Raw genomic sequence first — 26,928 nt, 5'->3', positions numbered from 1 at the left:
GTCGGTCAGGCCTTGACGGCCGTCAGAGTAGGAGGATGCTCAGCCGACCCGCTGCTCAAACCACTCCTCGACGTCGCCCGAGTCGATCGCGCTGATCAACGAGTCGAGCTCGTCGTCGGGCACGTTCGTGGCGACCTCCTCGAGCCACGCCAGCGCGGTGGCGAACGGGTCCACCTGCCACACCCCGTCGTTCTCACGCACCATCACGAAGGCGTGGTCGATGCCACTGACCTGCTTCAGCCAGGTCGGCGCGCAGCCCTCGATCCGGTCGCCGGTGTAGCCCAGGGCCCAGCCGCAGCTGCCGTCGACGCCTACCGTGTTGGGGTAGGGGTCGCCGCCCTCGATGCCGTTGACGCCCAGCTCCAGGCGGTCGATCTCCAGCCGCACCAGGCCGTCCTCCTCGTCGCCCGCTCGCACGTCCTGTGCCCGGAGATCGAGAGTGAAGCCGGCGTCGTCATTTGCCAGCTCCCGCTCCACCAGTTCCACGAACGGACGCAGGAGGTCGCCCTGGCCCTCCGGAAGGGCGTCGAGCATCGTCGGCAGGTCGTCACCGTTCGCCGCGTCGGCAAGGCTGGCGAGCGCCTCCTCCGGGCTCTCCGCGCCGACCGCGTCGCGCTTCCGGCCGTCGTCGTACGCCGACCAGTCGCCGCCCTGGCCGAACCAGTCGAAGGCCAGGTACTCGGCCGCCGTGGCGGTCGGGGAGACATACCAGCGGCCGTCGACCTCGACCACCATCACGAAGAGCCCCGTCGGGATCTCCCGGTCGTGCTCCCAGTCGTAGGCGTAGACGTCGTCCGCCACCTCGGAGATGTCGAACTTCCTGCTCCAACTGCTGCCGAGCTCCTCGCGCGCCTCGGAAGCGATACCGTCGAGTGCGTCCGGGAAGTCTTCGGCGCGCAGGCTGAGCGAGACGGTGCCGTCGCGCAGGTGCACCTTGGCCGCGTGGTCGCTGACGGACTCGACCTCCAGGTCGACGTCGTCGAAGGAGACGTCGGCCGCACTGAACACGCCGTCCTTGGGCGTGACACCGGCGCGCGTCAGGCGCTGGTGGAGGGCGTCCCAGACTTCGTCGGCACCTCGTGCCTCGCCCGGGTTGATCATGGTGAGTGCCGCCACCGGATCCTGGTCCTCGGCGGCCGCAAGCACCTCGCGCACAGCCTGCTCCGGGTCGTCAGCACCGGTGTTGGAGGAGAAGAAGACCTTCCAGACCGCGAAACCGCCGAGGCCGGCGGCGAGCGCCACGAGCGCGGCCACCACCCAGACGGTCGCCCGGCTCCGGCCGGCGGGCCGCGGTGGCGCCACCGGCTGTTGGTCGAGAACGCCGACCATGTGGCCGGCCGGCCCGGCAGCCACCGCGCCTGGACCGGAAGGCACCCCGAGACCGCCTCCCGCCGGGAGGCCCGAGGCACCCACAGGGGGTGGTGGCGGCGCAACGAGCGGCTGCGTCTCCGGCGACGCCTCACGCGGAGCCGTCACCGCGGCACCGCAGTTGGCGCAGAACACGTCGTCGGCGCCGAGCGGATGCCCACACCTGGTGCAGAAGTTCATGACTCCCCCGTCTTCTTCGACTCCACGAGCAGGCCCACCACACCGAGCCCGATCCCTACGACACCGAGCCACGGCCCGGTCCCCCAACGCGACGCGGCGAACCCGGTCACCTCACGGGTGACCGCCCACCAGGCCAGGACCGCGACCAGGAACGCCGCCACACGCACCCACCGCGCCCAGCGTGGGAACGCGAGGCCGATCAGCACGGCGCCCAGCATCGGCAGGAGGAGAGCGCCCCACGGCACCCAGCCCGGCAGCGAGGTCAGGACGCCGGAGCGCACCAGACCGGCCACGTCCAGCAGGCTGGAGCGCGAGAGCGGACCGCTCTGGGCCCATGACACGGAGGCGAGCGCCACCCAGCACAGGCCCGAGAGAGCCCAGCAGGCCACGCTGAACGAGCGGCGTACGGTCGCGGTCATCGTCCCCCTTCGGCTCTCTCGGACTTCTGACGAGCGTGCTCGAATGAGACTAGGAGGTCGCGCCGACAGAAGCGGCACGTCACGCCGTGTCCGCGCGATCACCGACCGCCCTGCAGATGCGCGTGTTCGTTGAAGCTGACCAGAGAGGCACCCCGTGAGCCGATGGAGACGGTGCTGGACGAGCAGCTCACGACGACCCGGTTGAGGCGCTGCCACAGCTCCGCCTGCACCGTGTCCGCGCCGGGTAGAAGCAAGGTCGTGGCGATCGCGGCGATCGGGCCGCCCGAGGTGACGACGAGGGCTGTGTCGCGCGGCCCGGTCATCTCGAACACCTCGGCCAGCGCGGTGCCCACCCGGGTCACGAAGTCGACGAACGACTCCCCCGGCCCCTCGGAGCCGCTGGTCCACAGCGCGGCCGCGCCCTCGAACCACTCCTGCACCTGCGCCGGCGTCGGCTCCGGGTCGCCGACCACGGCAGGCAGACGCTGCACCAGGACGTCGTGGTCGAACTCGTCCCAGCCGCTGTCGAGCACGGTCGGAACGTCGTCCCAGCCGGCGGACTCCGCGACGGCCTCCAGCGTCTCCAGGTGGGCCCGCGCCGAGCCGGTAGCGATCAGCGACGGGGTGATCCGGCGCTGGGCGAGCGCCTGCCCCAGGATGCGGGCCTGCTCCCAACCGAGCGGGGAGAGCTCCTCGCCGCTGCGGCCGACGTGTGCCTGGCCGTGCCGGACCAGGACCACCTGACCCATGCAGTACCCCCGTCGATCTGGCGGGCCCCATGCCCAGCGGCACCAGTGTGAGCCACCGACCCGGGTTCGCGTGGCGGTTCAGTGGAAATCGTCGCTGCAGGCGTGCTCAGAGACCGCCGAGCTTCGCCGCCTGCCGCCGCATGACGGCGTCGTACCCGGCCCGGTCCTCACGCTTCAACCGTACGGCGTCACGCGCGGCAGGGTCGGGCACGATCAGCTGCTCCCCACGCTCCAGTCCGTCAAGCACCGCCTCGGCGATGTCGTCGGCGCCGAGCGGAGCGCCGGTGACCAACCCCCGCATGACCTCGGCGAGCCCCGTGTCGGCACCCTGCATGCGGTCCATCAGGTTGGTGCGGAAGTAGCTGGGGCAGACCACCGACGCCTCCACTCCGAAGCCGGCGAGCTCGTGACCCAGCGTCTCGGTCAGCGCCACCACCGCCGACTTCACGGCGTTGTAGGAGCCCATCCCCGCCGGATGCACCAGGCCAGCCAGCGAGGCCACGTTGACGATCTGCCCGGAGCGCTGGGACTTGAAGAGGGGCACGAGCTCGCGCAGCCCGGTCACCATGCCGAAGAGGTTGATCTCGAAGATCCACCGCCATTCGTCGACCTCGGCCACGTCGATGCGCCCACCGCCCGGCACGCCCGCGTTGTTGACCAGGACGTCGAGCCCTCCCCACTCCTGGGCGACCCGCTCCCGGATCCGTACCCAGTCGGCGGCGTCGGTGATGTCGAGCGTGTCGGCGTACTCGCGCCCGGCGAGGCCGGACGGGTCCCGGTCGGTGGCCAGCACCCTCGCGCCGCGGCGCTGCCAGGCATCGGCCAGAGCTGCCCCCAGACCGGAGCCGGCCCCGGTCACCAACACCCGCAGTCGTTGCTGGTCGTCCATGGTCGCCGAACCTACCTCGCGGCTCCCGCGGCACCACTACGCTGTGGCCCATGTCGCGCAAGGTGTTGGTGTCGCTGGCCTGTGCCGGCCTCTTGGTCCTCCCGCTCGCCGGGTGCTCGGACTCCGGCGGTGACGGCAAGCCGAAGGACCCCGAGACGAAGGCGCGGGCAGCGCTCACCTCGCTGCTCACCGGCTCCGCCACCGCGCCCGAGCAGACCCGCGTCGGTGCTTGCCTGGCCGACGAGATCGTCGCCGGCGCCGGGGTCGACCGCCTGGTCGAGGCCGGCGTCCTGACCAAGGAGCTCACCGCTCCGGAGGACGCCTCGCCCTCGCTCGGCGGACCGCTGGCCGAGACGTACGTCGACGCGCTGCTCGCCTGCCGTGACGTGAAGGCGGAGTTCGCCGCCCGCAAGCACCTCTACCCCGATCTGACCGCCAAGGCGGAGCAGCGCTACATCGACTGTGCCGGCGACATCGATGCCGAGGTGCTGCGCCCGGCCCTGCTGGCGGCTATCACCGGCGACCAGGACGAGCCCTCGCAGAGCGCCCGGCAGACCTACGTCGAGGCGCTGAAGAAGTGCGAGCGGATCCTCGGCGAACCGACCACCAGCTGACGCCGACCGGTGCGCAATGCGCAACGCCATGCGTTCGACGAGCCGGAGCTCGCTGAACGCATGGCGTCCGCGGGGTGGAGCTGAGGATCAGGCAGGCAGGCCCTCGCCGCTGGCGGCGCGGTCGCGCAGCCACTGGGTCGGGCGGAAGCGCTCACCGTAGGCCTCGGCGAGCTCGTCGGCCCGCTTCACGAAGGCAGTCAGGCCGATCTCGCCGTCGGCGCCCTCGTAGCCGGTCATGAACTGCGCCGCACCACCGGTGTTGGCCGGGAAGCCGATGCCCATGATCGAGCCGATGTTGGCCGCCACCGAGGAGGTCACGACGTTCTCCTCGAAGCACTTGGCAGTCTCGAGCGCCTCGATGAACATCATCCGGTCGCGCATGTCCTGGATCGGGATCTGCACCTCGGCGGACGGGAACGCCTCGCCGATGCCCTCCCACAGGTTCGTACGACGCCCCTCGACGTAGTTGTAGAAGCCTGCGCCCTTGAGACGGGAGGGACGACCGACCTCGATCATCTTGTTCACCACGTCACCGGCCGGGTCCGGACCCAGGTCGATGCCGTCGCGAGCTGCCGCGTCGGCGGTCGCCTTGCGGATCTTCGCCATCAGCTCCATGTTGAGCTCGTCGCTGATCTGCAGCGGGCCGACCGGGAAGCCGGCGGTGGTGGCGGCACGCTCGATCGACATCGGGTGGACGCCCTCGGCCAGCATCGCCAGGCCCTCGTTGATCTGGGTGCCGATGACGCGCGAGGTGTAGAAGCCACGGCTGTCGTTGACGACGATCGGGGTCTTGCGGATCTGCTGCACCACGTCGTACGCCTTGGCGAGCGCCTCGTCGGAGGTCTCCTTGCCGCGGATAATCTCGACCAGCGGCATCTTGTCGACCGGCGAGAAGAAGTGCAGGCCGATGAAGTCCGCCGGGCGGGCGACGCCGGAGGCGAGCTCGGTGATCGGCAGCGTCGAGGTGTTGGAGCAGAGCAGCGCGTCGGGATTGACGTGGTCGATGACCTCGGCGAAGACCTTCTGCTTGAGGGCGACGTCCTCGAAGACCGCCTCGATGACCAGGTCGCAACCGGCCAGGTCGGCGGGGTCAGCGGTCGCGGTGATCCGGCCGAGCAGGGCGGCCTTCTTCTCCTCGGTGCTGCGACCCTTGGCGATCGCCTTGTCGAGGATGCCCTCGCTGTAGGCCTTGCCCTTCTCGGCGTTGGCGACCTCGACGTCCTTGAGCACGACCTCCATGCCCGCCTGCGCACAGACGTAGGCGATGCCGGCGCCCATCATGCCCGCGCCGAGCACGCCGACCTTGGTGGCGCGGTACTTGGGCGGCCCGGAGGGGCGCAGCGAGCCGGCTCCGATCGCCTGCAGGTCGAAGAAGAACGCCTGGATCATGTTCTTCGACTGCTGGTTGACGATCAGCTTCGTCAGGTAGCGCGACTCGATGCGCGACGCGGTGTCGAAGTCCACCTGCGCGCCCTCGACGGCGGCGGAGAGGATCGCCTTCTGGGCCGGGAAGTCGGCGCCCTTGAGCTGCTTGCGCAGCAGCGCCGGGAACGCCGGCAGGAAGGCCGCCAGGGCAGGGGACTTCGGGGTGCCGCCGGGCATCTTGTAGCCCGCGCGGTCCCAGGGGTTCTTCGCCGCATCCTCGTTGTCCTTGTTGGCGAGGATCCAGGCCTTGGCGGCCGGCACCAGCTCATCGACCGAGCCGACCAGCTCGTCGATCAGGCCCTTCGCCTTGGCGGCGGCGGGCTTGAAGCGCGGACCCTGGAGAAGCACGTCCATCAGGGCGCTCTGGATGCCGAGGAGGCGAGTGACGCGAGTGACGCCGCCACCACCGGGCAGCAGGCCGAGGGACGCCTCGGGCAGACCGATCTGCACCGAGTTGTCGTCCCAGGCGATCCGGTGGTTGGTGGCCAGGCAGATCTCGAAGCCGCCGCCGAGCGCGGCGCCGTTGATCGCGGCGACCACCGGGCGCGGGAAGAGCTCGAGGCGGCGCAGGCCGGCCTTCACACTCTCGGCCATCTCGAAGACGGCCTGGGCGTCGTCCTTGGTGGACTGCACCATGTTCTTGAGGTTGCCGCCGGCGAAGAAGGTCTTCTTCGCCGAGGCGATGACGACGCCGGTGACGTCGTCGGCCTCGGCGTAGAGCCGGTCGACGGCTGCGTTCATGGAGCTCTGGTAGAGCTCGTTCATCGTGTTGGCGCTGGCGGTCGGGTCGTCCAGAGTCAGGGTGACGATGCCGTCGGCGTCCCGGTCGTAGCGGACCGCGGTCTGGGTGTCAGTCATTGCTGTAAGTCCTTGTGTTGGTCGCAGGTCCGGTCAGATCAGTTCCACGATGGTGGCGATGCCCATGCCACCGCCGACGCAGAGCGTGGCGAGGCCGCGCTTCTGGCCGCGACGCTCGAGCTCGTCGATCAGCGTGCCGAGGATCATCGCGCCGGTGGCACCGAGCGGGTGGCCCATGGCGATCGCGCCGCCGTTGACGTTGGTGATCTCGTCGGTGATGCCCATGTCGCGCATGAACCGCATCGCCACCGCAGCGAAGGCCTCGTTGATCTCGAAGAGGTCGATGTCCTTGACGTCGAGGTTGGCCTTGGCGAGAGCCTTGCGAGCCGCCGGGGCCGGGCCGGTCAGCATGATCACCGGGTCGGCGCCGGAGACGGCGGCAGAGACGATTCGCGCCCGCGGCGTCAGGCCGAGATCCTTGCCGACCTGCTCGGAGCCGAGCAGGACCAGCGCGGAGCCGTCGACGATTCCCGAGGAGTTGCCGGCGTGGTGCACGTGGTTGATGCCCTCGAGCCAGTGGTACTTCTCCAGCGCGACGTCGTCGAAGCCGGCGTCCTTGCCGATGCCGGCGAAGGAGGGCTTGAGGGCGCTGAGGCTCTCGACCGTGGTGCTGGGACGGATCAGCTCGTCGTGGTCGAGCACGGTCAGGCCGTTGAGGTCCTTGACCGGGACCACCGAGTTCTTGAAGTAGCCGGCCTCCCAGGCCGCGGCGGCGCGGGCGTTGGACTGCGCGGCGAAGGCGTCGACGTCCTCACGGCTCCAGCCTTCGATGGTCGCGATCAGGTCGGCGCCGATGCCCTGCGGGACGAAGCCGGTCTTGAGGGCCGTGTCGGGGTCGGTCGCCCAGGCGCCGCCGTCGGAGCCCATCGGCACCCGGCTCATCGACTCCACGCCGCCGGCGAGGATCAGGTCCTCGAAGCCGCCGCGCACGCGGGAGGCGGCCTGGTTGACGGCCTCCAGGCCCGAGGCACAGAAGCGGTTCAGCTGGACGCCGGCAGTCGTCTCGGGAAGCCCGGACTTGAGCGCAGCCGTCTTGGCGATGTCGCCACCCTGGTCGCCGATCGGGGAGACGACGCCGAGCACCAGGTCGTCGATCCGCTCGGTGTCGAGGTCGGGGTTGCGCTTGATGAGCTCCTCGACGAGCCCGACCACGAGGTCCACCGGCTTGACCTCGTGCAACGAGCCCGAGCTCTTGCCCTTGCCGCGCGGGGTGCGAATGTGGTCGTACACGAATGCTTCTGCCATGACCATCCTTGGAGTCGATACGGTCGTGCGGCGTCTCGCTACGACCGCACAACCCAGATTGTGACACCATGACTGTCAGTAAGCGCAATGGTGTGACCTGAGTCATGGAATCGAAGGGGGTCCGATGGCGACAGCCGACGAGGCGCCGGACGCCGGCCTGCTGACCCTCGACGAGGTGTGCGAGCAGGTGGGCATGAGCGTGCGCAACGTGCGCTTCTACACCACGCGGGGCCTGGTGCCGCCGCCCTTGAAGCGCGGGCGACAGGGCTTCTACACACCCGTGCACGTGGCCCGCCTCGAGCTGGTGCGCGAGCTCCAGGCCCACGGCTTCACGCTCGCCGCCATCGAGAAGTACGTCGCGCGCGTGCCCGCCGACGCCACCCCCGAGTCGATCGTGCTGCATCGCACCCTGCTCGCGCCGTGGACGGCGGAGCAGTCGGAGACGCTGACCCGCGCCGAGCTCGACGACCGCGCCGGCCGGGTGCTGACCGACGACGAACTCGAGGTGCTGGTGGCCCTGGAGGCGATCACGCTCACCGAGGACGGCCGCTTCGAGGTGGCCACCTCGCTCCTCGACGCCTGCTTCGTGCTGATCCAGTTCGGCTATCCGAAGGAGGCCGCGGCCGCCGCGCGTGACATCTTCACCGAGCACGCCACGGTGATCGCCGAGTCCCTGAACGCCCTCTTCCACGAGCTCGTCTGGCCCGCCTTCCGTGCCTCCGGCGCCAAGCCCGAGGATCTGCAGCGCGCCGTCGAGTCGATCAAACCGATCACCACTGCGGCGCTGGTGAGCCACTACGAAGCGGCCGTCACCCGCGCCATCGGTGGGCGCATCGCCCGCCTCACCGGCGACGCCCCCGCCCCCCAGCGCTGATCCCCCTTCGGCGTCGAGTTCGCGCAAATACGGCGTTCACTTCGCGCAGATGACGAGGCGAGTACGACGAAGCGACCATTTGCGCGCACTCAAGGCTTCACTTGCGCGCACTCAACGTGTTGTTTGCGCGCACTCGCCCTGCCTGCGGGCGGTCGTCGTTCCGGTTCCCAACCCGGCGCACACCCGCTCGAGCCACCGGCCGAGCTCCACGGCGGTCGCCTCGGTGACCTCGTGGATGCCCGGGTCACGGCGGGTGGTGACCTCTGCGCCGGACTCCTCGACGAGGTAGTGCCAGGTCTCGCGGGTGTACTCCTCGCGGATGATCGCGTCCTGCTCGCTGACGGCCAGGAAGACCGGCAGGCCGCTCAGTCGGCCAGCAAGACCGACCTCACCGCCCAGGCTCTCCACCGGGATCGCCCCCGAGAGGACCGCTGCTCCGGCGTACCGGCCAGGGCTGCGGAGCACCAGGCTCCCGGCGAAGGCGGAGCCGGCGCTGAACCCTACGACGACGACCGGACGACCCGCTGCGGTCTCGTCGATCCACGCCTCGAACCAATCCATCACCCGCACGAGCGAGGGTGGGTGGATCCGTCCGTCACGGCGTTCGAACCAGTTGTAGCCGCGTCCGGTCGCGATCGGGCCGCGCATGAGGACGAGGCCCGCTGTCGCGGGCAGGTGCGGTACGGCGGGAGCGAACATCGACTCGTCCTCGCCGATGCCGTGGAAGAGCACCACCAGGGGCGCCTGCGGATCCTCGGAGCCGGCGTGGACGGTGACGGGCGCAGGGAAGGACATGTCGGGCCTCACGGTCGTACGACGAGACCTGCCCAAGCCGGGCGATCGAGCCTCGCGGGCGACTCAGCGCGCCCCCGCCGAGGGTACTCAGGATCTCCCCTGATGAGACGCCCGTTCCCATTGCTGGGAGCATGGGCTGGTGAGCACAGGGAAGATCGCCTACCAGGGCGAGCCGGGGGCCAACTCCGACATCGCCTGCCGTGAGGTCCGTCCGGACCTCGAGCCGTTGCCGTGCGCCTCCTTCGAGGACGCGCTCGGTGCGGTCCAGGACGGCACCGCGGATCTGGCGATGATTCCGATCGACAACTCGCTCGCCGGCCGAGTCGCCGACATCCACCACTTCCTGCCGACCTCGGGGCTGCACATCATCGGCGAGCACTTCATGCCGATCCACTTCCAGCTCCTCGCCGTGCCCGGCGCGACCACCGAGACCCTGCGCACCGTGCACAGCCACGTGCACGCGCTCGGCCAATGCCGACGGATCATCCACCAGCTCGGCCTGACGCCGATCACCGCCGGCGACACCGCCGGCTCGGCCCGGGAGATCGCCGAGGCAGCCGACCCGACGCGGGCGTCGCTGGCCACCGCACTGGCGGGCGAGATCTACGGCCTTCAGACGCTGGCGGCCGATGTCGAGGACGAGCAGCACAACACGACCCGTTTCGTCCTTCTCGCCCGCCAGCCGCAGATTCCTCCGCCCCACAACGGTCTGACCGTGACGACTTTCGTCTTCCAGGTGCGCAACCTGCCGGCTGCGCTCTACAAGGCGCTGGGCGGCTTCGCGACCAACGGCGTCAACATGACCAAGCTCGAGTCCTACATGGTCAACGGCGAGTTCACCGCAACCGTCTTCCTCGCCGACGTGGAGGGGCACCCGGAAGAGCCGGCACTCGCCCGTGCCCTGGAGGAGCTGGAGTTCTTCACCACCGAGATCCGCGTGCTCGGCGTCTACCCGGCCCACCCGTTCCGCGCCGAGACTGCCTGACGCGCACGCAAGCACCCAGCGGGTTCGAGCACCGAGGTTTTGCCGGCAGGTCGGGCGGGCAGCCTCGCGCACATGCGCGTCGTACTCGGAGCCGTGATCACCCTTGCCCTGGTGGCCGTCCTGCCACCGGCGGTCGCCGCCGAAGGCGACGTCGTGGTGGCGACCCGGGGGTCCGGCGACACCCGGCAGCAGCCCGACCTCTTCCCGGCAGCCCAGGACGTCCATCGCCTCACGGCACGATCCGACATCATGTCGCGACGCCGCCAGGTGACGGTGACCCTCGGGGCGGCACCCACCGCAGCCACGGACGCGATCATCACCGTGATCTGGGGTCGGCGCGGCCCAGGCTCGTGCATCCACAGGGAGGAACGCAGCACGCGGACCTTCACCCCCAACGCCATCGCCACTCGATCCGGACGGATCCTGACCTTCGACTACAGGGGCCAGAGCGTCGAGCGCCATGACTGCGTGGTCGTCACCGTCAAGGCGAACGAGGACGTCGGCTTCTGGGACTCTGAGCTGCTGAACCTCCAACCGGTCTCGGCTCCTGGCCCCGTGGCGCGCATCACCACCACTGCGGGTCCGCTCTACCGCAGCCAGACCACGCGGCTCCCCCTCACCGTCACCAACACCGGTGGCGGCCCGCTCACGGGCGCTACCCTCCAGCCCTCCGGCCCCGGCCTCAAGGCTCCGGCGGTCGAGCTCCCCGACCTGACGGCTGGGGCGAGCGCGACGGTCATGGTCCCGGTCACCGCACGCGCCGGAAACCGCCGGCGGAGCCTCACCTCCACCCTGACCGGCGCTGGACCTACCGGGGTGCCGGTGACCCTGACGGCGTCGACCCCGGTCGTCGTGCGAGCTGCCGGGCAGCGTCCTCGCAAGGGTCGCTGGAGCGGCAAGCAGGTGAGCTTCCGGGTCAACGCCCGAGGTGTCGTACGCCGCCTGGAGGTTTCCCTGCCCCGGGGCTGCGGTCGCCCGGCCCGCACCCTCGCGCTCGGCCGCTTCCACCCCGACGCCGGCTGGTGGATCGACGCCTCGACCGCCACCGGCAAGCGGACGACGAAGCTCCGGGTGCGCCTGCTGAAGGACCGGCTCCGCAAGGGACGCGTGCAGCTCACCGTCGACGGCTGCACGATCACGCGCAAGATCTCGGCGCGCCCGCAGCTGTAACGCGGGGTCCCGCTCGCTGCACCAGCGCTACGACGTCGACTTTCCGACAGCAACACCGCACCAGTGCCGTCGATCCCCGTCAACGCTGCTGTGCTTGCTCGCTCCGCGAGAAGCGGCGCGACGACAGGTCCTCGTGCGCCAACCGCCGCAAGGTGACCAGCACCGGCTCGACGAGCAGGGTCCCGATCACGGCGTACGTCGCGGCATCCTCCCTGCTCGCCTCCGACATCGAGCCGATCTCCAAGGCGGCGACGCCGGCGACCGCGTCCGCATAGGCAACGAGCGCATCCTCGCTCAGTGCCTGACCGGCCCCATGCAGAGCGTCGAGCGCAGCCGCGAGCGCCTCCGCGTGCCGCCCCCTCGGCGTCACCTGCCATCCACGTAGGTCGATCAGGCGGGCGACGGCCTCCCGCGCCTCCGCCGACGGCTCGCGCTCGGGCACCGGAGAGAGCTCCTCGTGCGCACTGGCGAGTACGTCGTGCAGGTCGGCCCGCTGGTCGTCGACCGCAGCAATCACCGCACGGATGCGCTCACCTCCCATCCCCGCGACCTCGACGAGCGCACGGATGAGTCGGAGCCGCTGCACATGGCGATCGTCGTAGACAGCGCGCGTCGCACCGGTCGCCCTCCCCGGCGGGAGCAGCCCCTCACGCAGGTAGTACTTCACGGTCGGCACGGGTACGCCACTGCGTTCGGAGAGCTCAGAGATCCACACCACCACATCTTGACATTGGATAGCTCACTACCCAACTATTGGATAGTCAGATATCTAATGAAGGGGGTCTCGTGTCCGACGAATCCCGCATCCTTGCCGGCGTCCTGCTGCTGTCGCTGGTCACCGTCGAGAGCGGCGGCGCCTACCTGATGGCGATCGCGCGCGCGAAGGTCCCGTCCACACCGTTCCAGGAGAGGTTCGCCCGCGCGGGCCACGCACATGCCGGCGTGCTTCTCATCCTGGGCCTGGTCTGTCAGCTGCTCGCCGATGCGACCACCCAGACCGGCGTCCTCGACTGGCTCGCCCGCGCGGGCGTTCCGGTCGCCGCCTTGCTCATGCCCGGCGGATTCTTCTTCGCATCGATGGGACGAGGTCGGACCGAGCCCAACGGCTTCATCGCGCTCGTCGGCGTCGGTGCGGTCGTGCTGGCGGCCGGCCTGCTCAGCCTGGGCATCGGGCTACTCGTCGCGTAGACCCGCGCGTGGCCATGACGAAGGCCCCGGGGCAACCTGAGGTTGCCCCGGGGCCTTCGCACTGCACAAGGTCAGCGGCCGGAACTGAAGGACGCTGCGCTGTGCCCGCGCCCACCCGACGTACGACGGCCCGAAGGCTTGCGGCTGCCACCGCCAGTGGAGCCCTGCTTGCGGGCCTGCCCGGTCGACTGGCCGCCGCCACGCGAGCCCTGGGCAGGAGCGCCGGAGCGGGAGGACTGGCCCTGACGCCCGGCCGGCTGGGAGCCCGAGCCGCCACCGGAGCGACGGCGACGGCGACCGCCGGACTTGGCCTGACCGCCACCCGCTTTGGCGGCCGGCTGGGCAGACTGCTCGAAGACGATCGCGCCGGGAGCGTTGCGCTCGCCGGGGGCGAGCTCCTTCAACACCGGGTGGGTGGCGCCGTCGATGCGGGTGATCTTCGGCTTGATGCCAGCGGCGCGAGTCAGGTCCCGGACGTCCTTGACCTGGTCGTCGGTCATCAACGTGATGACGGCGCCCTCGGCACCGGCGCGGGCGGTGCGGCCCGAGCGGTGCAGGTAGGCCTTGTGCTCGGCGGGCGGGTCGGCGTGCACGACGAGTGCGACGTCGTCCACGTGGATGCCGCGGGCCGCGATGTCGGTGGCGACCAGGGTGGTGGCCTCACCGGAGTGGAAGGCGTCCATGTTGCGGGTGCGCGCGTTCTGGCTGAGGTTGCCGTGCAGCTCGACGGCCGGAACCCCGTTGCGGTTGAGCTGGCGGGCCAGCCCCTTGGCGCCGTACTTGGTGCGCGTGAAGACCACGGTGCGCCCGGGCGCGGAGGTGAGGTCGACGAGCACCGGGAGACGGTGGTCGCGCTGCAGGTGCAGCACGTGGTGGGTCATGGTGGCGACCGGCGACTGGGCGGAGTCGGCCTCGTGGGTGACGGGGTCGACCAGGAAGCGCTTCACCAGCACGTCGATCGCCTTGTCGAGGGTCGCCGAGAAGAGCAGCCGCTGGCCGTCCTTCGGGGTCTGGTCCATCAGGCGGCGCACGCCGGGCAGGAAGCCGAGGTCGGCCATGTGGTCGGCCTCGTCGAGCACGGTGATCTCGACGTCACGCAGGCTGCAGTGACCCTGGTTGATGAGGTCCTCGAGGCGACCGGGGCAGGCGATCACGATGTCGACGCCCTTCCGCAGCGCCTGCACCTGCGGGTTCTGGCCGACGCCGCCGAAGACGGTGCGCGTGCTCAACCCGCTGGCCGCCGCCAGCGGGGCCAGGGACTCCTCGATCTGGCCGACCAGCTCGCGGGTCGGCGCGAGGATCAGCGCCCGGGGGGCGCCGGAGCGGGCCTTGCGGCCGCTGGCGACGAGGCGGGCGACGACGGGAAGGAGGAAGCCGTAGGTCTTGCCCGATCCGGTGCGGCCACGGCCGAGCACGTCGCGGCCGGCCAGCGAGTCGGGCAGGGTCGCTGCCTGGATCGGGGTGGGGTGGGTGATGCCGCGCTCGGCGAGCACCGTGGACAGGACAGTGGGCACGCCGAACTCGGCGAACGTCTGGTCAGACAAGAAAAATCTCTTCGTTGGTGGTGTCTCACCCAACTCATCGCACGTGGTGTGCGGAAGTGCCTCGGATTCGAGGGATCGCGCCCTGGAGCGCGCCATTCGGTCCGCGGCAAGACTGGTCGGACCGAGCCCTTCAAGGGTAGGGCACGCGTCCGCCGGAGCACGCATCGGCCCGCTGTGAGGTCGCCCACCACCGGCGAGCTGCGACGCGGGGTGTTGTCGCCCCCCGTGCTGTGACACGGAGGATCGACAACACCGCCGCAGAAGAAGGCTTGGCCGACGCGGGCCGCAGCCAGACTCAGCTGAACTGGAGCACGCCGTCGGCCACGTCGCTCTTACGGATCGCTCGAACGTCGTGGAAGTAGCTCTGCTTGAGCTTCCACGGCTCGATCGACCCCTGCTTGGGCAGCTTGTCGATGGAGCGCAGCACGTAGCCGGCCTCGAAGTCCATGAAGGGCTCCTCGGTCACCGCCGGGTCACGGGGAGGCGTGACGACCTGCGTGCCCGTGGCGTCCATGTGTGCCAGCACCCGGCAGACGAACTCGGCGACGAGATCGGCCTTCAAGGTCCACGAGGCGTTGGTGTAGCCGATCGTGTAGGCGAAGTTCGGCACGTCGCTGAGCATCAGCGCGCGGTAGGCCATCGTCTCCGGGAGGCTCAGCAGCTCGTCGTCGATCGCGAACTCCATGCCTCCGAAGGCCAACAGGTTGAGCCCGGTCGCGGTGATGATGATGTCGGCCTCGAGCACCTCGCCCGATGTCAGCTGGATGCCCTTCTCGGTGAAGGTCTCGATGGTGTCGGTGACGACCGACGCGGTGCCCTTGCGGAGCACCTTGAAGAGGTCGCCGTTGGGCACGAGGCACATCCGCTGGTCCCACGGACCGTAGGTCGGCTTGAAGTGCACGTCGACCGGATAGTCCTCGGGCAGCATCTTCTGGGTCATCTTGCGGATCGCGGCCCGCACCAGCTTCGGCTGCTTCTGGCTGACCGTGTAGAGCGCGCTCGCCTGCGCGATGTTCTTGAGCCGAGTGACGTCGTACGCACGCTGCTCACCGAACACCTTGCGCAGGCTGTTGGCGAGCGGGTCCCGCGAGGGGACCGACAGGATGTATGTCGGCGAGCGCTGCAGCATCGTCACGTGCGCTGCCGCACTGGGGTCGCGCTCCTTCAGCATCGAGGGCACGAGGGTCACCGCGGTGGCTCCCGAGCCGATCACGACGACGCGCTTGCCGGCGTAGTCGAGATCCTCGGGCCAGTGCTGGGGGTGCACGATCTGACCCTCGAAGCGTTCGCGCCCGGGGAACTCGGGGGTGTAGCCCGCGTCGTAGTCGTAGTAGCCGCTGCAGCTCCACAGGAAGCTGCACGTGTAGGTCAGCTGGCCCTGGTCGGTGTCGGCGGTGACCGTCCAGCGCTTGGCCGCCGAGTCCCAGTTCGCCTTGAGCACATGCTGGCCGTAGCGGATCTGCTTGTCGACGCCGTACTCCTCGGCGGTCTCCCGCACGTAGCGCAGGATCGAGGCACCGTCGGCGAGCGCCTTGTCGTCGGTCCACGGCTTGAAGCGGTAGCCGAGCGTGAACATGTCGGAGTCCGATCGGATCCCCGGATAGCGGAAGAGATCCCAGGTGCCCCCGCTGGCCTCACGCCGCTCCAGCACCAGGTAGGAGCGTCCAGGGTGCTCGGTAGCAAGCTTCGCAGCGGCACCGATCCCGGAGAGTCCGGCACCGATGATCAGGACGTCGACGTGCTCTGTGCTCATGCCGACGAGACTACTGAACAAGATTCAATTGGTCTACGGGTGTGATGCACCCGATGCCGACCGCCCCCGGGCGCTCAGCAGCCGTGGTTGATCTGGGCGCAGGTGTCTCCCGGCCCGGTCAAGGTGTACGACGTCACGCCACTCGCGCGGGTCACCCGCACCGTGACGGTGCCGAGCGGCTCCTTGGCGAACTTCTCGCTCGTGGGGAGGTAGGTCATCAGCCACATGTCATCGGTGATCTCGGCCTGGGCGACATGGCCGTCACGGAACTCGTAACTGATCGCCGTCACACCGGGGATCTTGGGCCCGCCCGCCACCAACTGTGCGTTGGCCGCGCCGGTCGAGCCGGAGCCGGGCATCGCGTAGTTCTGGCTGAGCTTGAAGGTCTCCTTCGACACCGGCGCGGTGAGCGCGGTGTTGCCGAGCAACGTGGTGGCTCCCCCGTCGACGTCGGCCGCCCAGGTGTCGCAGACGACCCAGGTGGCGCCGTCGCTCCACAGGCCGGCCCGCCCGCCGTCGTACTCGATCGCGGAGCGTTCGCTCGCCTTCTTGAGGAACTCGGGTACGTCGGCCGCACAGGTGCTGGGCGGCATCGGTTGACGGTTCCTGAGCATCTTCTTCGCGTCCGACGCGCGGATCGTCTCCCCTGGCGTGATCACGTCATCGGTCGATGCGCTCTCGGGCGGCGTCGCCTCAGCGGTCGACCCTTCCGCGGGCGTCTCCGCGTCGCTCGCCCCGGGCGCCGCCGGGCTGAGCTCGGAACCGCCGGAGGGATCGTCGTTCCCACTCATCGCCATGAAGGCACCGCCGGCTCCGACCACCGCAAGGATCGCCACCGAGGCGGCGACCGGGGTCAACCAGGACGCGCGGCGTTCCTCCGCGGGAGCCGTGGCGGCGATCAGTTCGGCCCGCATCCGGGCCCTGGTGTGGTCGTCGAGGTGGCGCTCGGCGGGCAGGTCATGCTCGTTCATCTGTTCACTCCTTGCCGATCTGCGGCGTCATGGCGGCGGCGAGGCGACGACGGGCGCGCGAGAGCCGCGACCGCACCGTGCCTACCGGGATCTCGAGCGAGGCGGCCGCCTGCTCGTAGGAGAGGCCGGACCAGGCGACCAGGGCGATCAGTTCGCGATCGCGCTTCGGCAGCTCGTCCAGGGCCTCGAGGAGGCCGGCCATCCGGCGTTCGTCGTCGAGTCGACCCGCGACAGCGTCGGAATGGTCCGGGACGATGTCGTAACGGGGGATCCGGCTGACGGCCCGCAGGTGCCTACGCCGCTTCCGGTTCAGGTTGTGACAGACGTTGGTCGCGATCCCGAGGATCCAGGGCAATGCCGAGTCGTCGTGCAGTCGCGCCCGTTCGCGGGCTCGCCACAGTTCGAGGAAGACCGCCGAGGTGGCGTCCTCGGCGAGATCCCAGGAGCCGGTACGGCGGAAGCAGTGGTTGTAGACCCGGTCCGCGTGCCTGTCGAAGAGCTCGCCGAGCGCGAACGAACCGCCCTCACGCAACTCCGCGACGAGTTCAGCTTCCGTGTGCACCACGCGATGCTCGACCTCCACGCTCTCCATACCCGGTCATGTCCGCTGGGCCGAGCCGGTTCCCTACCTTCTCCCCTCTCCTGCCGACTTCGCGCAAACAACACCTTCACTTTGCTTGAATGTTGATCCCTCGACCATTCGCGCGAACTCAACGGACCCTTCGCGCGAACTCGACACGCCATATGCGCGAACTCGACGGCTACTCGGCGCGGACGGCGGCCGCCAGCTGCTCGGCACGAGCGGCATCGAGGTCGACGAGCGCCTGCCCTCCGGTGAACGTCACGCTGCGGAGCTCGCCGTTCCAGGCGAACGGCGGGGCGTAGGCGTCGGAGACCGGGAAGCCCGCGTCGTGGCCGACCCGCAGTCCGCCACCACCGATCTGGATGCCGCTGGCACCCATGCCTTGGGCCAACGGCGCCCGCGCCACCTCCGCGCCATCGACGAGCAGGATCCCCTCGCCGCCCGCGAACCGGAAGCCCACCACGTGCCGGCCGGGCGACAGCGGCGTCGGTGACGTGACGGCGTACGGCGTGCTGGTGACGTTGAGCAGAAAACGCGGGCAGCCGTCGATGACGGTGAGCGCCCACCCGTTCGACCAATCACCGATCGCGGCGAGTACGCCCTCGGCGCCCGCCTCGGAGACGGTCACCTCGGCCTCCAGCAACGCACCCATGGCGAGCGAAGGGACGGCCTCGTCGACCACGGGATTGCCGCCCGGTCGGACGACCAACCGGTCCGGGATCGGCCACAGCGGCGGCTCGAAACCGAGCAGATGCCCATAGAGACTGTCGGTCATCGGGAAGACCTGGTGCGCGTGGGCTTCGGCCTCCCAGCGGGCTTCGAGGTCGGCGACGACCTCGGGATGATCGGCGGCGAGGTCATGCGCCTCGGAGAAGTCGGCCTCCATGTCGAAGAGCGCCCAACGGTCCTCGGCGAAGTCGCGACTGCCGGGGAGCATCGTCTCGTCATCGACACCGCCCGAGATGTGGTCGGTGGTCGCCTTCCAGCGGTCATGGATGATCGACCGCGAGCCGAGCATCTCGAAATACTGCGTGGTTCGCGGCGCCGGGGCAGCCGGGTCAGCGACGCTAGGCAGCAGCGAGGCGCCGGCCATCGCCTGCTGAGCGACTCCGCCCACCTGGTCGGGCGCCGCGACACCGCACGCGTCGAGGACCGTCGCGGCCACGTCGACCACGTGGCACCACTGGTCGCGCACCGCCCCACGGTCCGCGGCCCCGCCGGCCGGTTTGAGGATCATCGGCACCCGCACCCCGCCGAGCCAGGAGTAGCGCTTCCACAGGTGGAAGGGGGTGTTGCCGGCCCACGCCCAGCCCCACGGGTAGTGGTTGTAGCCACGCCAACCGCCGATGTCGTCGATCGCGGCCAGATTGTCGTCGAGGTTGTCGCCGACCCCGAACCCGAAGCGGTGCTCGTTGAGCGAACCGAGCCGCCCGCCCTCGGCACTCGCCCCATTGTCGGAGGTGAAGAGCACCATCGTGTTGTCGTCGATTCCGAGCTCTTCCAGACCGTCCAACAACCTGCCGAGGTGGTGATCGAAGTGAGAGATGAAGCCCGCATGGGCTTCGGCGTACCGCGCGAAGAGGCGCTGCTCCTCCCCGCTCAACTCCTTCCACGCCTGCACCCAGTCGGGTCGGGGCGGCAACGTAGTTCCCTCGGGTACGACGCCCCGTGCGATCTGACGCGCGAAGGTGCGTTCGCGCAACGCCTCCCAGCCGTCGTCGAAGCGACCCGCGTATTTCTCGATCCACTCGCGCGGCGCCTGATGCGGCGCGTGGCCGACGCCGGGAGCGAAGTAGCAGAAGAAGGGCTTCTCCGGCGCCGCGTGCTTCTGGTCCTTGATCATGCGCAGCGCCTCGTCGACCAGGTCCTCGGTCAGGTGGTAGCCCTGCTCGGGGGTGGCTGGCGGCTCCACCGGCGAGTTGTCGCGATAGAGCGTCGGCGTCCATTGGTTGGCGTCGCCGTGGAGGAAGCCATACCAACGTTCGAATCCTTGGCCCAGCGGCCAGGTCTCGAAGGGGCCAGCGGCGGTGCGGTCGTTACGTGGCGTGAGGTGCCACTTGCCGAGCGCCATCGTGTTCCACCCGGCGTCGCGCAGGATGCGCGGCACCGTGGCTGCCGAGGCCGGGATCCGCCCGCTGTAACCGGGATAGCCACTGGGCATATCCGCCAGGAAGCCGACTCCCACCGAGTGCGAGTTGCGCCCGGTGAGCAGCGCGGCGCGCGTGGGCGAACACATCGCCGTGACGTGGAACCTGTTGTAACGCAGCCCAGCTCCTGCCAACCGGTCGATGTTGGGCGTCTCGATCTCGCCGCCGAACGGTCCGAGCTGGCCGAAGCCGACGTCGTCGAGCAACACCACCAGCACGTTCGGCTTGCCTGCGGGCCGCTCCCGCGGCGGGTGGTACGGCGTCGACTCGGCCGTGGTGCGACCGATGACAGGTCCGGTGGTGGGGTGATCGCTCACGGTCGGGCTCCTACGATGCTGGGGTGAGTGGCGGGACGACGGGTGAGGCGGAGGGCGCGCCGACCGACTTCGGGGTGCTGTTGAGCCTGGCGGGCGTGGTCTTCGTGGACGCCCTGCACCAGCGGCTCGCCGATGCCGGCTTCGCCGACTTCTCGGTGCGCAACGGCTGGGTGCTGCGCACCCTGGGCGACGAGGCGTTGAGCCTGCGCGACCTGGCGGAGCGGATCGGGCTGAGTAGCCCGGGGGCGCTGAAGGCGATCGACCCGATGCTCAAGGCTGGCTATCTCGAGCGTGCGGAGGCGACCGACCGGCGGGTGCGCGCGGTGCGCGTGACCGCCCGCGGACGGGAGGCACTGGCGTGCGCGAGCGCCTTCCATGCGGAGTTCGAGGCCAGCCTGGGCGCACAGATCGGCGCAGCCGACACGGCTGCGACCCGACGCGGGCTTGAGGCGCTCGTGCAGCGCGGTGCACCTCACCTGCCGCTGACCTGGGCACCGCCGAACCCGCAGTGACCCTCGGGACTGACGCGCCGGCGTACGCACCACTCGCGGCGCGGGGCCCATCGCACGACCGTGCGACCGGTGCGGTGCCGCCGCCACCATGCGTGACGCGGCCGGAACCCTACGGTCGCCAGGTGGGCACCTGAGTTCACGCATCGCGCAGGTCCGACCGGCTCGTGGAGGTGGCCGACGCGGTCCCGAGCGGGCGGCGCCGCCACCAGGTCGAGAGCGCGAGCCCGGTGAAGACGTCCCACAGCGCCCAGAAGGCGACGACCAGGGCGACTCCGCCGAGTTGGTCGAAGTAGGCCAGCGCCAACACCAGGGCCAACGCCGTGTTGCGCACCCCCATCTCGAAGGTCATCGCGCGCACCCCGGAGGCACGCAACCCGAGCAGCCGGCCGACGGCGTACCCGGTGATGAGCACGGCGGCGTTCTGGATGATCGCGGGTAGCGCCGCCTCGTCGAGGTGGTCGAGGATCACCCCGCCCCGCGCGGCGAGCCCGCCCGCGATCACGAGCAGCAGCACGACCAACACCGCGATCTCCACGGGTCGGCGCAGGCGCGCGGCAAGGTCCGGACGCCGGGAGGCGACGCCCACGCCGAGCGCGAAGGGGACGCCGATCAGCAGCGCCACCTCGATCCCCATCGTGACTGGGTCGAGTCGGATGTCGCGTAGCAACGTCTCGGCGGCCGGGTAGCGCGCAGACCAGAAACCGAAGGCCAGCGGTGTGGCCACGATCGCGAGCAGGTTGGAGCAGGTGGTCAGCGCGATCGAGAGCGCGACATCACCGTGGGCCCGGTGGGTGAGCAGGTTGGAGAGGTTCCCCGCCGGCGAGCAGGCGACCAGCAGCATCCCCAACGCCACCGAACCGCCCACGTCGAGCGCGCGACAGAGCAGCAGCGTGAGCGCGGGAAGCAGCGCGAACTGGGTCACCACGCCGACCACCAGCACCACGGGACGCCGCAGCACGGCGCGCAGGTCCGAGAGCTTGGTGTCGAGCGCGACTCCGAGGAGGAAGACCGCGATCAGGATCTTGATACCGGTTTGCGGACCCTCGCCGAGCGTGAGCCGCAGCGCGTCGAGGTCGGATCCGGCGACGTACATCCGACCTCCCCTAGCAATTTGATTAACCGAAGTTAAGCAAATTCGACGACCTGCGGCTAGGCGCGATCGCAAGTTGGTCCATGCACGGATGCGGCAGGATGCCTTCATGGACGAGTCTCGGCGCCCATCGCAGGCAGCACCCACCACAGCGGCAGACGAGGGTCGCCCGCGCCTGCGCCGGTTCTTCACCCACCCGGCCATCCGGCCCCCGACGTCGCCACTCCTGTCGGGCAACTCGGCTGCGTCCCCGGCTCCCGCGGCGCTGGACCCGGATCACCTCACCTCGGAGCACGCACCGGTTGACGCCGCGTACCCCCATCAGGCCGACTCGCCTCTCACCGCGGACCAGACCACACCGCCGGACCAGGCGCCTATCGCTGAGAGCGACGAGATCGAGCTGTTCGACGGACCGCCGGGCCGCCTCGCCCAGACGATCGGCCTCTCGCTGCTGATCGGCTTCTCCCTGCTGGGCGGAGTCTCGTTCGCGATCATGGCCGACCCGTTCCGCCTCAGCATCCTCGACCCCGGCCTCGCTCACCGCATCGGCTACCTCGGCGAAGGTGCCAAGCTGGTGCACCTCCGCGGCATCAGCGACTCCGCAGAGAGCTGGATCGCGGGGACGGCGTTCGCCGGCACCGGGGTCTCCTACGCACTCGTGATCGTGCAGCGCCAAGCCCTCAGAGAGCGCCGCCCGCACTCGCTGACGTGGGGCGTCCTCTTCTGCGCGATGGTGCCCGGCGCGGTCTGGATCTCGACTGCCTGGGTGAGCCCGAACCCCGACGACTGGAACCTCGCGCAGCAGGCGGTGCTCCATTCCGACCTGTGGCTGCCGGCCGGCTTGGCGCTGATCGGCCTGGCCCTGATCGCGCGGTGGCTCCGTGCCGGCGTCATCCCCGACCTCGACCCGGTAGCGGCCTTCCGCGCCGAGGAAGAAGCGTCCTGATGACCAGCTGCCCCCACGACCAGACGCCGGGCATCGAGGAACCGACCCCGCTCTCTGAGCGGATCGCCCTGCGCATCGCCAACCGATTCCGCTGGGAGGAGTTCCTCAAGCCGCGACGCCGCCCGTGGCGCGCGACCCAGGCCGCGGTCGGGGTCGCGACCGTGATCACTGCTGCTGGGATCGGCATCGGGGCCACCTTGATCTGGGAGATGCTGCGCCTGGCCATTCTCGACGGCCAGCAGACCTGGGACGTCGGCTATCGCGACGGAGGCATCCCGCAGTTCCCCCATGACCTCAACGGCGACCTCCTGGGGGCCGTTTCCCTACTCGGCTTGATGGCTTGGATGGGCCTGATGCCCTGGGCCACCCATCTGCGCCGTCGCTGCGACGATCCGGTGCCCTGGCTGCTTCCGGGGGCCGCATCCCTCCTCGGCGCGGTCGCCGCGGGGATCTGGTTCGCTACCGACGCGCACACCCCCACCGAACGCCCCTGGACCGCCCTCGACCGGGTGGTCCTCACCAGCAACGTCTGGCTTCCCCTCGCACTGGTCGCCGCAGCCGCAGCGATGTTCTGGCTCTGGCAGGCGGCCCGCAACGCCGGCCTGCAGCTCAAGCCGTCGACGTCGGTCAGCGACTGACGCCGCGCACCAGGTACTGCAAGGTCACGTCGTGGCCCGGCGCGACGCCGTACTCACGGTCGAGTTCGAGGATCGAGGTGAGTGGGGTGACGGTGACGTCGGTGAAGCCAGCGGCCTCGACCACAGCGAGCGTGTCGTCGATCGACCGTGCTTCGGCGAGCGGGAGCACCTCCCGCGCCCGGTCGTCGTACCGCTGGGCGAAGCCGGGGGTCGGGTTCGCCTGCAGCCCGTCGGGGAACCAGGTCGAGTCGACGAGGGCGAGGACGCCACCGGGGCGCAGCAGGCGTCGCCAGTTGGCGAGCGCGCGCTCCGGCTCTCGCAACGTCCACATCACGTAGCGGTTGGTGATCGCGTCGAAGCTCGCCGGCGCGAAGTCGGGTTCGACCGCGTCACCGATCAGGAACGTCGGCGCGTTCCCGAGCTCCGCCGCGCGACGTTGGGCGATCTGGACCATCCCCTCCGCGAGGTCGGTCGCGGTGACCCGATGCCCGAGTGCCGCGTGCACGAAGGCGACGAACCCACTGCCGGTGCCGAGGTCCAGCACGTCGGCAGGCGCCTCGGGGAGCGCCTCGTGCCAGATCGCCGACCAGGCCGCGACGTCACGTGGCAACCGCTCCGGCCGCTGCTGGTGGGCGTCGTACTCGGGAGCGCGCTCGCTCCAGTAGGCGTTGAGATTCGCCTGCACCGGTGACAGGGGAAGGAGGGTCATGCGTGACTCCTGGCGTGGTGGAGAGGACGGAAGAGAAGCTGGGGGTGGCCGTCGAGCTCGGCACGGCTGGCGTTGATCCGATAGACCTGCTCGAGAAGCGCGGGATCGAGCACCTCGTCGGGGGTCCCCGCAGCAGCCACCCGGCCGCGGTCGAGCAGCACCAGCTCGTCGCAGTAGCGGGCTGCGAGGTTGAGGTCGTGCAGCACGACCAGCGCGCTCGTCGCCACGCCGCGCACCAGGTCCAGCACCTCGTGCTGGAAGCGGATGTCGAGGTGGTTGGTGGGCTCGTCGAGCAGCAGGAACTCCCCCTCCTGCGCCAGCGCCCGGGCGATCAGCACTCGTTGCCGCTCGCCTCCGGAGAGCGCGGTGAACGGTCGCCCGGCCAGGTGGGTCGCTCCGACCCGATCGAGCGCATCGACCACGATGCCGTGATCGGCCGCGCCCGTCCGCTGGAAGGTGCCGAGCCGCGGCAGCCGCCCGAGCATCACTTGCTCGGCGACGGTCAGCGTCGACTCCGTGCCCGACTCCTGGACGACGACCGCCAGCTTGCGCGCCAACTCGCGACGCGACCACGACGCCAGCGGGCGGCCCTCCACCGCGACGCGACCGGCGGTCGGATGCAGCGACCCGTAGAGCATCCGCAGGAGCGTCGTCTTCCCACTCCCGTTGGGGCCGATCAGCCCCAGCACCCGGCCGGTGCGGGCGGTCAGTGACACGCCATCGACGACCTGCCGGTCGCCGTACGCGTAAGAGAGGCGCTCGGCGGTGATCATCCGTCGTCCCCGAAGCGCTCGCGGATCAGCTCCAGGCCACGGACGTTGAGCGGCGAGGGCGGCTCGACGAAGTTGAAGAGCAGCGGCATCACGTCGTCGTTGCGGACAGCGGTCAGGCTCCCTGCCCCTGGAAGGTCGGTGATGGTCTGGGCGACCGCGTCCGGGTCGTCGGTGCTGTGCAGCAGGATCAGCACGTCCGGGTTGCGCTCCAGGAGCTCCTCGAGGGTGACCTCGAAGACCCGTTCCGCGGTGTCCTCGAAGACGTTGGTGAAGCCGGCGGCCTCGAGCTGCGGCTGGGCCATGCTCTTGGTGCCGTAGGCATAGGTGACGCCGCCCCCGACCGTCGGGAAGAGCACCGCTGCGGTGCGCTTCTTCTCCGGGGAGGCGCTGAGGTCGGCCACCTGCTTCTCGAGCTTCGCGACGGCGGCAGCCGCCTGCTCCGGTCGGTCGAAGACCTCGCCGTAGGTGCGCAGCTGGTCGGCGACGTCGTCGTACCCCGGCTCTGCCAGCCCCTCGGCACACATCGCCGGCTCCTCGAGCAGCGGGATCCTCGCCGCACCGAGGGTGTCGCGGTTGAGGTTGTCGACCTCGCCCAGCACGAGGTCGGGCTCCTGGTCGATCACGACCTCCTTGGAGATCAGCAGGTGGCCCGAGGCGTCGGTCTTGCCGGTCAGCGCGGGGATCCTCTCCAGCGCCGCCCATGTCTCGTCGTCGTAGTAGGCACGGGGATACTCACCGCCGCGCGCGACCACCCGGTCGAGCACGCCCAGCGACGCCAGGTAGGGGACGGCGGCGCTCTTGAGCATCACCACCCGCTCCGGAGCCCGGTCGAAGGCGACCTCGGCACCGCAGTTGGTGACCGTGACGGGGAAGTTCTCCGCCACGGGGGCCGAGCTCTCCTCGTCACTCTTCGCAAGGCCGCACCCCGCGAGGAGCAGGCTTGCGGCGGCGAGACCGATCAGGGGAGTACGGCGCAGGGTCACGACATTCCTTCGGGGTTCAGACAGAGCTGCTTGCGTGCAGCCGACGGACGAGGACGAGCAGGAAGGGGGCACCCAGCAGGGAGGTGATGATCCCGATCGGGATCTCCTGAGGGGCAAGCAGCGTGCGGGCTGCGATGTCGGCCCAGATGAGCAGGATGCCGCCCATGAGCGCAGCGACGGGCAACGCACGGACATGGGCACTGCCGACCGCGCGGCGGGCGAGGTGCGGCACCACCAGACCGACGAAGCCGATGCTCCCGGAGGCCGCCACGAGCACGCCGATGCAGAGCGCGACCAACACCAGCAGGGCGGTGCGGAACCTCTCCGGTGAGACGCCGAGGGTCAGCGCGGTCTCGTCGCCGATCGCGAGCGCGTCGAGCTGCCGTCCGGTCGCGGTGATCACGAGCACGGTGACCAGCACAACGACCGCCACCACGGCGAGCGGTCCGCCCCACTGCGCGAGCGCCAACGAGCCCAGGAGCCAGAACATGACCGATCGCGCGCCCTCGGCGGAGTCGCTGGCGAAGATCAGGAAGCTGGTGGTCGCCTGCAGGGCATAGCCCACGGTGACCCCTGCCAGCAGGAGGCGCACGGAGGTGACCCGGCCGCCCGTGCGGGCGATCGCGTACACGAGCAGCGACGCCGCCAACGCTCCGAGGAAGGCGCTGGTCGGCAGTACGTGCTCCCCGAGGCCCAGGCTGATGCCGAAGAGGATCGCGGCGGCCGCGCCGGTCGAGGCACCCGAGTTGACCCCCAGCAGGAACGGGTCGGCGAGCATGTTGCGCACCATCCCCTGCAACGCCATGCCGCAGGTGGCGAGGCCCGCACCGACCAGCAGCGCGAGCAGCACGCGCGGCAGCCGGACCTCCCAGATGATGGAGTCGCGCGGAGCCGACCAGCTGCGCTGCTCAGGCACCAGGAAGAGGTGATGACCGATCACCCGGAGGACGTCGTCGAACGGGATCCGCACCGCTCCCAGGCTCACCCCGGCGACGACCGAGAGAGCCAGCGCCCCGCTCAGGCCGAGCAGCCAAGCACGGCTGCGCCACGCCGTACGCCGCGCCAGGTCGGCCGGGGTCGCCGCAGTCGCGACATCGAGTGCCTCGACCGCCATGCCTCACCCTTCGTTATTGCAATCCTCTTGCAACAACAAACCCTAGGCGATGCCGGTTGAACCCCGCCCCTCCCCCCGGTGAAATCTCG

At 70.0% G+C, this 26,928-nt stretch carries 26 protein-coding genes; 8 read left to right on the top strand and 18 right to left on the bottom strand.

Features of this window, described 5'->3' with window-relative positions:
• Window positions 1–39: 39 nt before the first annotated feature.
• The 4 genes from DNK54_RS12970 to DNK54_RS12955 all read right to left on the bottom strand — a co-directional run bounded on the left by DNK54_RS12970 (window position 40) and on the right by DNK54_RS12955 (window position 3,605).
• On the bottom strand, window positions 40–1,548 hold the full coding sequence (locus tag DNK54_RS12970) for a zinc ribbon domain-containing protein (RefSeq protein WP_110207377.1): 1,509 nt from the start codon (window positions 1,546–1,548) through the stop codon (window positions 40–42).
• Window positions 1,545–1,967: a hypothetical protein gene (locus DNK54_RS12965; RefSeq protein WP_110207376.1), complete on the bottom strand. Its 423-nt coding sequence runs from the start codon at window positions 1,965–1,967 to the stop codon at window positions 1,545–1,547. The genes DNK54_RS12970 and DNK54_RS12965 overlap by 4 nt, the downstream gene beginning before the upstream one ends.
• Before the next feature lie 98 nt (window positions 1,968–2,065).
• Window positions 2,066–2,716 (bottom strand): histidine phosphatase family protein, encoded by a 651-nt coding sequence (locus DNK54_RS12960; RefSeq protein WP_110207375.1) that lies wholly within the window; start codon window positions 2,714–2,716, stop codon window positions 2,066–2,068.
• Window positions 2,717–2,822: 106 nt separating this feature from the next.
• Window positions 2,823–3,605 carry an SDR family NAD(P)-dependent oxidoreductase gene (locus tag DNK54_RS12955; protein WP_204164582.1) on the bottom strand — a complete coding sequence of 261 codons (783 nt, stop codon included), beginning with the start codon at window positions 3,603–3,605 and terminating at the stop codon, window positions 2,823–2,825.
• Window positions 3,606–3,655: 50 nt separating this feature from the next.
• Here DNK54_RS12955 and DNK54_RS12950 point away from each other — a divergent pair, with 50 nt between their 5' ends.
• Complete coding sequence (locus tag DNK54_RS12950; RefSeq protein WP_110207374.1) at window positions 3,656–4,219, top strand: hypothetical protein; 564 nt, start codon at window positions 3,656–3,658, stop codon at window positions 4,217–4,219.
• Between the two features lie 87 nt (window positions 4,220–4,306).
• Here DNK54_RS12950 and DNK54_RS12945 read toward each other — a convergent pair whose 3' ends face one another.
• Window positions 4,307–6,502 carry a 3-hydroxyacyl-CoA dehydrogenase NAD-binding domain-containing protein gene (locus DNK54_RS12945; protein WP_110207373.1) on the bottom strand — a complete coding sequence of 732 codons (2,196 nt, stop codon included), beginning with the start codon at window positions 6,500–6,502 and terminating at the stop codon, window positions 4,307–4,309.
• 33 nt (window positions 6,503–6,535) lie between these two features.
• Window positions 6,536–7,747, bottom strand: coding sequence for an acetyl-CoA C-acetyltransferase (locus DNK54_RS12940; RefSeq protein WP_110207372.1), 1,212 nt, complete (start codon window positions 7,745–7,747; stop codon window positions 6,536–6,538).
• 124 nt (window positions 7,748–7,871) lie between these two features.
• Here DNK54_RS12940 and DNK54_RS12935 point away from each other — a divergent pair, with 124 nt between their 5' ends.
• Window positions 7,872–8,621 carry a MerR family transcriptional regulator gene (locus DNK54_RS12935; RefSeq protein ID WP_110207371.1) on the top strand — a complete coding sequence of 250 codons (750 nt, stop codon included), beginning with the start codon at window positions 7,872–7,874 and terminating at the stop codon, window positions 8,619–8,621.
• Between the two features lie 111 nt (window positions 8,622–8,732).
• Here the strand turns inward: DNK54_RS12935 and DNK54_RS12930 are convergent, their stop codons facing one another.
• The gene (locus DNK54_RS12930) at window positions 8,733–9,416 is read right to left on the bottom strand and encodes an alpha/beta hydrolase (protein WP_204164581.1); all 684 of its coding nucleotides are present in this window, start codon (window positions 9,414–9,416) and stop codon (window positions 8,733–8,735) included.
• A 139-nt stretch (window positions 9,417–9,555) separates the two neighbouring features.
• On the opposite strand from DNK54_RS12930, the gene DNK54_RS12925 reads away from it, so the two are divergent.
• Together DNK54_RS12925 and DNK54_RS12920 are read left to right on the top strand one after the other, a co-directional pair.
• Window positions 9,556–10,401: a prephenate dehydratase gene (locus tag DNK54_RS12925; RefSeq protein ID WP_110207370.1), complete on the top strand. Its 846-nt coding sequence runs from the start codon at window positions 9,556–9,558 to the stop codon at window positions 10,399–10,401.
• 72 nt (window positions 10,402–10,473) lie between these two features.
• Window positions 10,474–11,571, top strand: coding sequence for a hypothetical protein (locus tag DNK54_RS12920; RefSeq protein WP_110207369.1), 1,098 nt, complete (start codon window positions 10,474–10,476; stop codon window positions 11,569–11,571).
• Window positions 11,572–11,650: 79 nt separating this feature from the next.
• Here the strand turns inward: DNK54_RS12920 and DNK54_RS12915 are convergent, their stop codons facing one another.
• Window positions 11,651–12,286, bottom strand: coding sequence for a MerR family transcriptional regulator (locus DNK54_RS12915; protein ID WP_162602444.1), 636 nt, complete (start codon window positions 12,284–12,286; stop codon window positions 11,651–11,653).
• Window positions 12,287–12,357: 71 nt separating this feature from the next.
• On the opposite strand from DNK54_RS12915, the gene DNK54_RS12910 reads away from it, so the two are divergent.
• Window positions 12,358–12,759 carry a hypothetical protein gene (locus tag DNK54_RS12910; protein WP_110207367.1) on the top strand — a complete coding sequence of 134 codons (402 nt, stop codon included), beginning with the start codon at window positions 12,358–12,360 and terminating at the stop codon, window positions 12,757–12,759.
• A gap of 71 nt (window positions 12,760–12,830) precedes the next feature.
• On the opposite strand, the gene DNK54_RS12905 is transcribed toward DNK54_RS12910, so the two are convergent.
• The 5 genes from DNK54_RS12905 to DNK54_RS12885 all read right to left on the bottom strand — a co-directional run bounded on the left by DNK54_RS12905 (window position 12,831) and on the right by DNK54_RS12885 (window position 20,074).
• Window positions 12,831–14,303 (bottom strand): DEAD/DEAH box helicase, encoded by a 1,473-nt coding sequence (locus tag DNK54_RS12905; protein ID WP_239460072.1) that lies wholly within the window; start codon window positions 14,301–14,303, stop codon window positions 12,831–12,833.
• Window positions 14,304–14,598: 295 nt separating this feature from the next.
• Complete coding sequence (locus DNK54_RS12900; RefSeq protein ID WP_110207365.1) at window positions 14,599–16,056, bottom strand: flavin-containing monooxygenase; 1,458 nt, start codon at window positions 16,054–16,056, stop codon at window positions 14,599–14,601.
• A gap of 74 nt (window positions 16,057–16,130) precedes the next feature.
• Window positions 16,131–17,027, bottom strand: coding sequence for a hypothetical protein (locus DNK54_RS12895; protein ID WP_110207364.1), 897 nt, complete (start codon window positions 17,025–17,027; stop codon window positions 16,131–16,133).
• Window positions 17,028–17,031: 4 nt separating this feature from the next.
• The gene (locus tag DNK54_RS12890; RefSeq protein ID WP_239460071.1) at window positions 17,032–17,589 is read right to left on the bottom strand and encodes an RNA polymerase sigma factor; all 558 of its coding nucleotides are present in this window, start codon (window positions 17,587–17,589) and stop codon (window positions 17,032–17,034) included.
• Between the two features lie 199 nt (window positions 17,590–17,788).
• Window positions 17,789–20,074 carry an arylsulfatase gene (locus tag DNK54_RS12885; protein WP_239460070.1) on the bottom strand — a complete coding sequence of 762 codons (2,286 nt, stop codon included), beginning with the start codon at window positions 20,072–20,074 and terminating at the stop codon, window positions 17,789–17,791.
• Window positions 20,075–20,097: 23 nt separating this feature from the next.
• Here DNK54_RS12885 and DNK54_RS12880 point away from each other — a divergent pair, with 23 nt between their 5' ends.
• Entirely contained in the window at window positions 20,098–20,586 is a 489-nt protein-coding gene (locus DNK54_RS12880; RefSeq protein ID WP_110207362.1) for a MarR family winged helix-turn-helix transcriptional regulator, read from the top strand.
• Between the two features lie 136 nt (window positions 20,587–20,722).
• On the opposite strand, the gene DNK54_RS12875 is transcribed toward DNK54_RS12880, so the two are convergent.
• Window positions 20,723–21,679 carry a bile acid:sodium symporter family protein gene (locus DNK54_RS12875; protein ID WP_162602443.1) on the bottom strand — a complete coding sequence of 319 codons (957 nt, stop codon included), beginning with the start codon at window positions 21,677–21,679 and terminating at the stop codon, window positions 20,723–20,725.
• Window positions 21,680–21,785: 106 nt separating this feature from the next.
• Here DNK54_RS12875 and DNK54_RS12870 point away from each other — a divergent pair, with 106 nt between their 5' ends.
• Both DNK54_RS12870 and DNK54_RS12865 read left to right on the top strand, forming a co-directional pair.
• The gene (locus DNK54_RS12870) at window positions 21,786–22,622 is read left to right on the top strand and encodes a hypothetical protein (protein WP_110207360.1); all 837 of its coding nucleotides are present in this window, start codon (window positions 21,786–21,788) and stop codon (window positions 22,620–22,622) included.
• Window positions 22,622–23,260 carry a hypothetical protein gene (locus DNK54_RS12865; protein ID WP_110207359.1) on the top strand — a complete coding sequence of 213 codons (639 nt, stop codon included), beginning with the start codon at window positions 22,622–22,624 and terminating at the stop codon, window positions 23,258–23,260. Before DNK54_RS12870 ends, DNK54_RS12865 begins: the two co-directional genes overlap by 1 nt.
• Here the strand turns inward: DNK54_RS12865 and DNK54_RS12860 are convergent.
• From DNK54_RS12860 to DNK54_RS12845, 4 genes are read right to left on the bottom strand one after another with little or no spacing between them, the layout of a single operon-like run.
• Window positions 23,250–23,969, bottom strand: coding sequence for a class I SAM-dependent methyltransferase (locus DNK54_RS12860; RefSeq protein WP_110207358.1), 720 nt, complete (start codon window positions 23,967–23,969; stop codon window positions 23,250–23,252). The two genes, DNK54_RS12865 and DNK54_RS12860, sit on opposite strands and share 11 nt — an antisense overlap.
• Window positions 23,966–24,742, bottom strand: a complete 777-nt coding sequence (locus DNK54_RS12855) for an ABC transporter ATP-binding protein (RefSeq protein WP_110207357.1) — start codon at window positions 24,740–24,742, stop codon at window positions 23,966–23,968. Before DNK54_RS12855 ends, DNK54_RS12860 begins: the two co-directional genes overlap by 4 nt.
• The gene (locus DNK54_RS12850; protein WP_239460069.1) at window positions 24,739–25,725 is read right to left on the bottom strand and encodes an ABC transporter substrate-binding protein; all 987 of its coding nucleotides are present in this window, start codon (window positions 25,723–25,725) and stop codon (window positions 24,739–24,741) included. The genes DNK54_RS12855 and DNK54_RS12850 overlap by 4 nt, the downstream gene beginning before the upstream one ends.
• A gap of 16 nt (window positions 25,726–25,741) precedes the next feature.
• The gene (locus DNK54_RS12845; protein WP_110207356.1) at window positions 25,742–26,839 is read right to left on the bottom strand and encodes a FecCD family ABC transporter permease; all 1,098 of its coding nucleotides are present in this window, start codon (window positions 26,837–26,839) and stop codon (window positions 25,742–25,744) included.
• Between the last annotated feature and the right edge of the window lie 89 nt (window positions 26,840–26,928).

This window comes from Nocardioides daejeonensis, from assembly GCF_003194585.1.
GTDB classification, from domain to species: Bacteria; Actinomycetota; Actinomycetes; order Propionibacteriales; family Nocardioidaceae; genus Nocardioides; species Nocardioides daejeonensis.
This window is presented reverse-complemented; position numbering and strand designations above follow the sequence as displayed.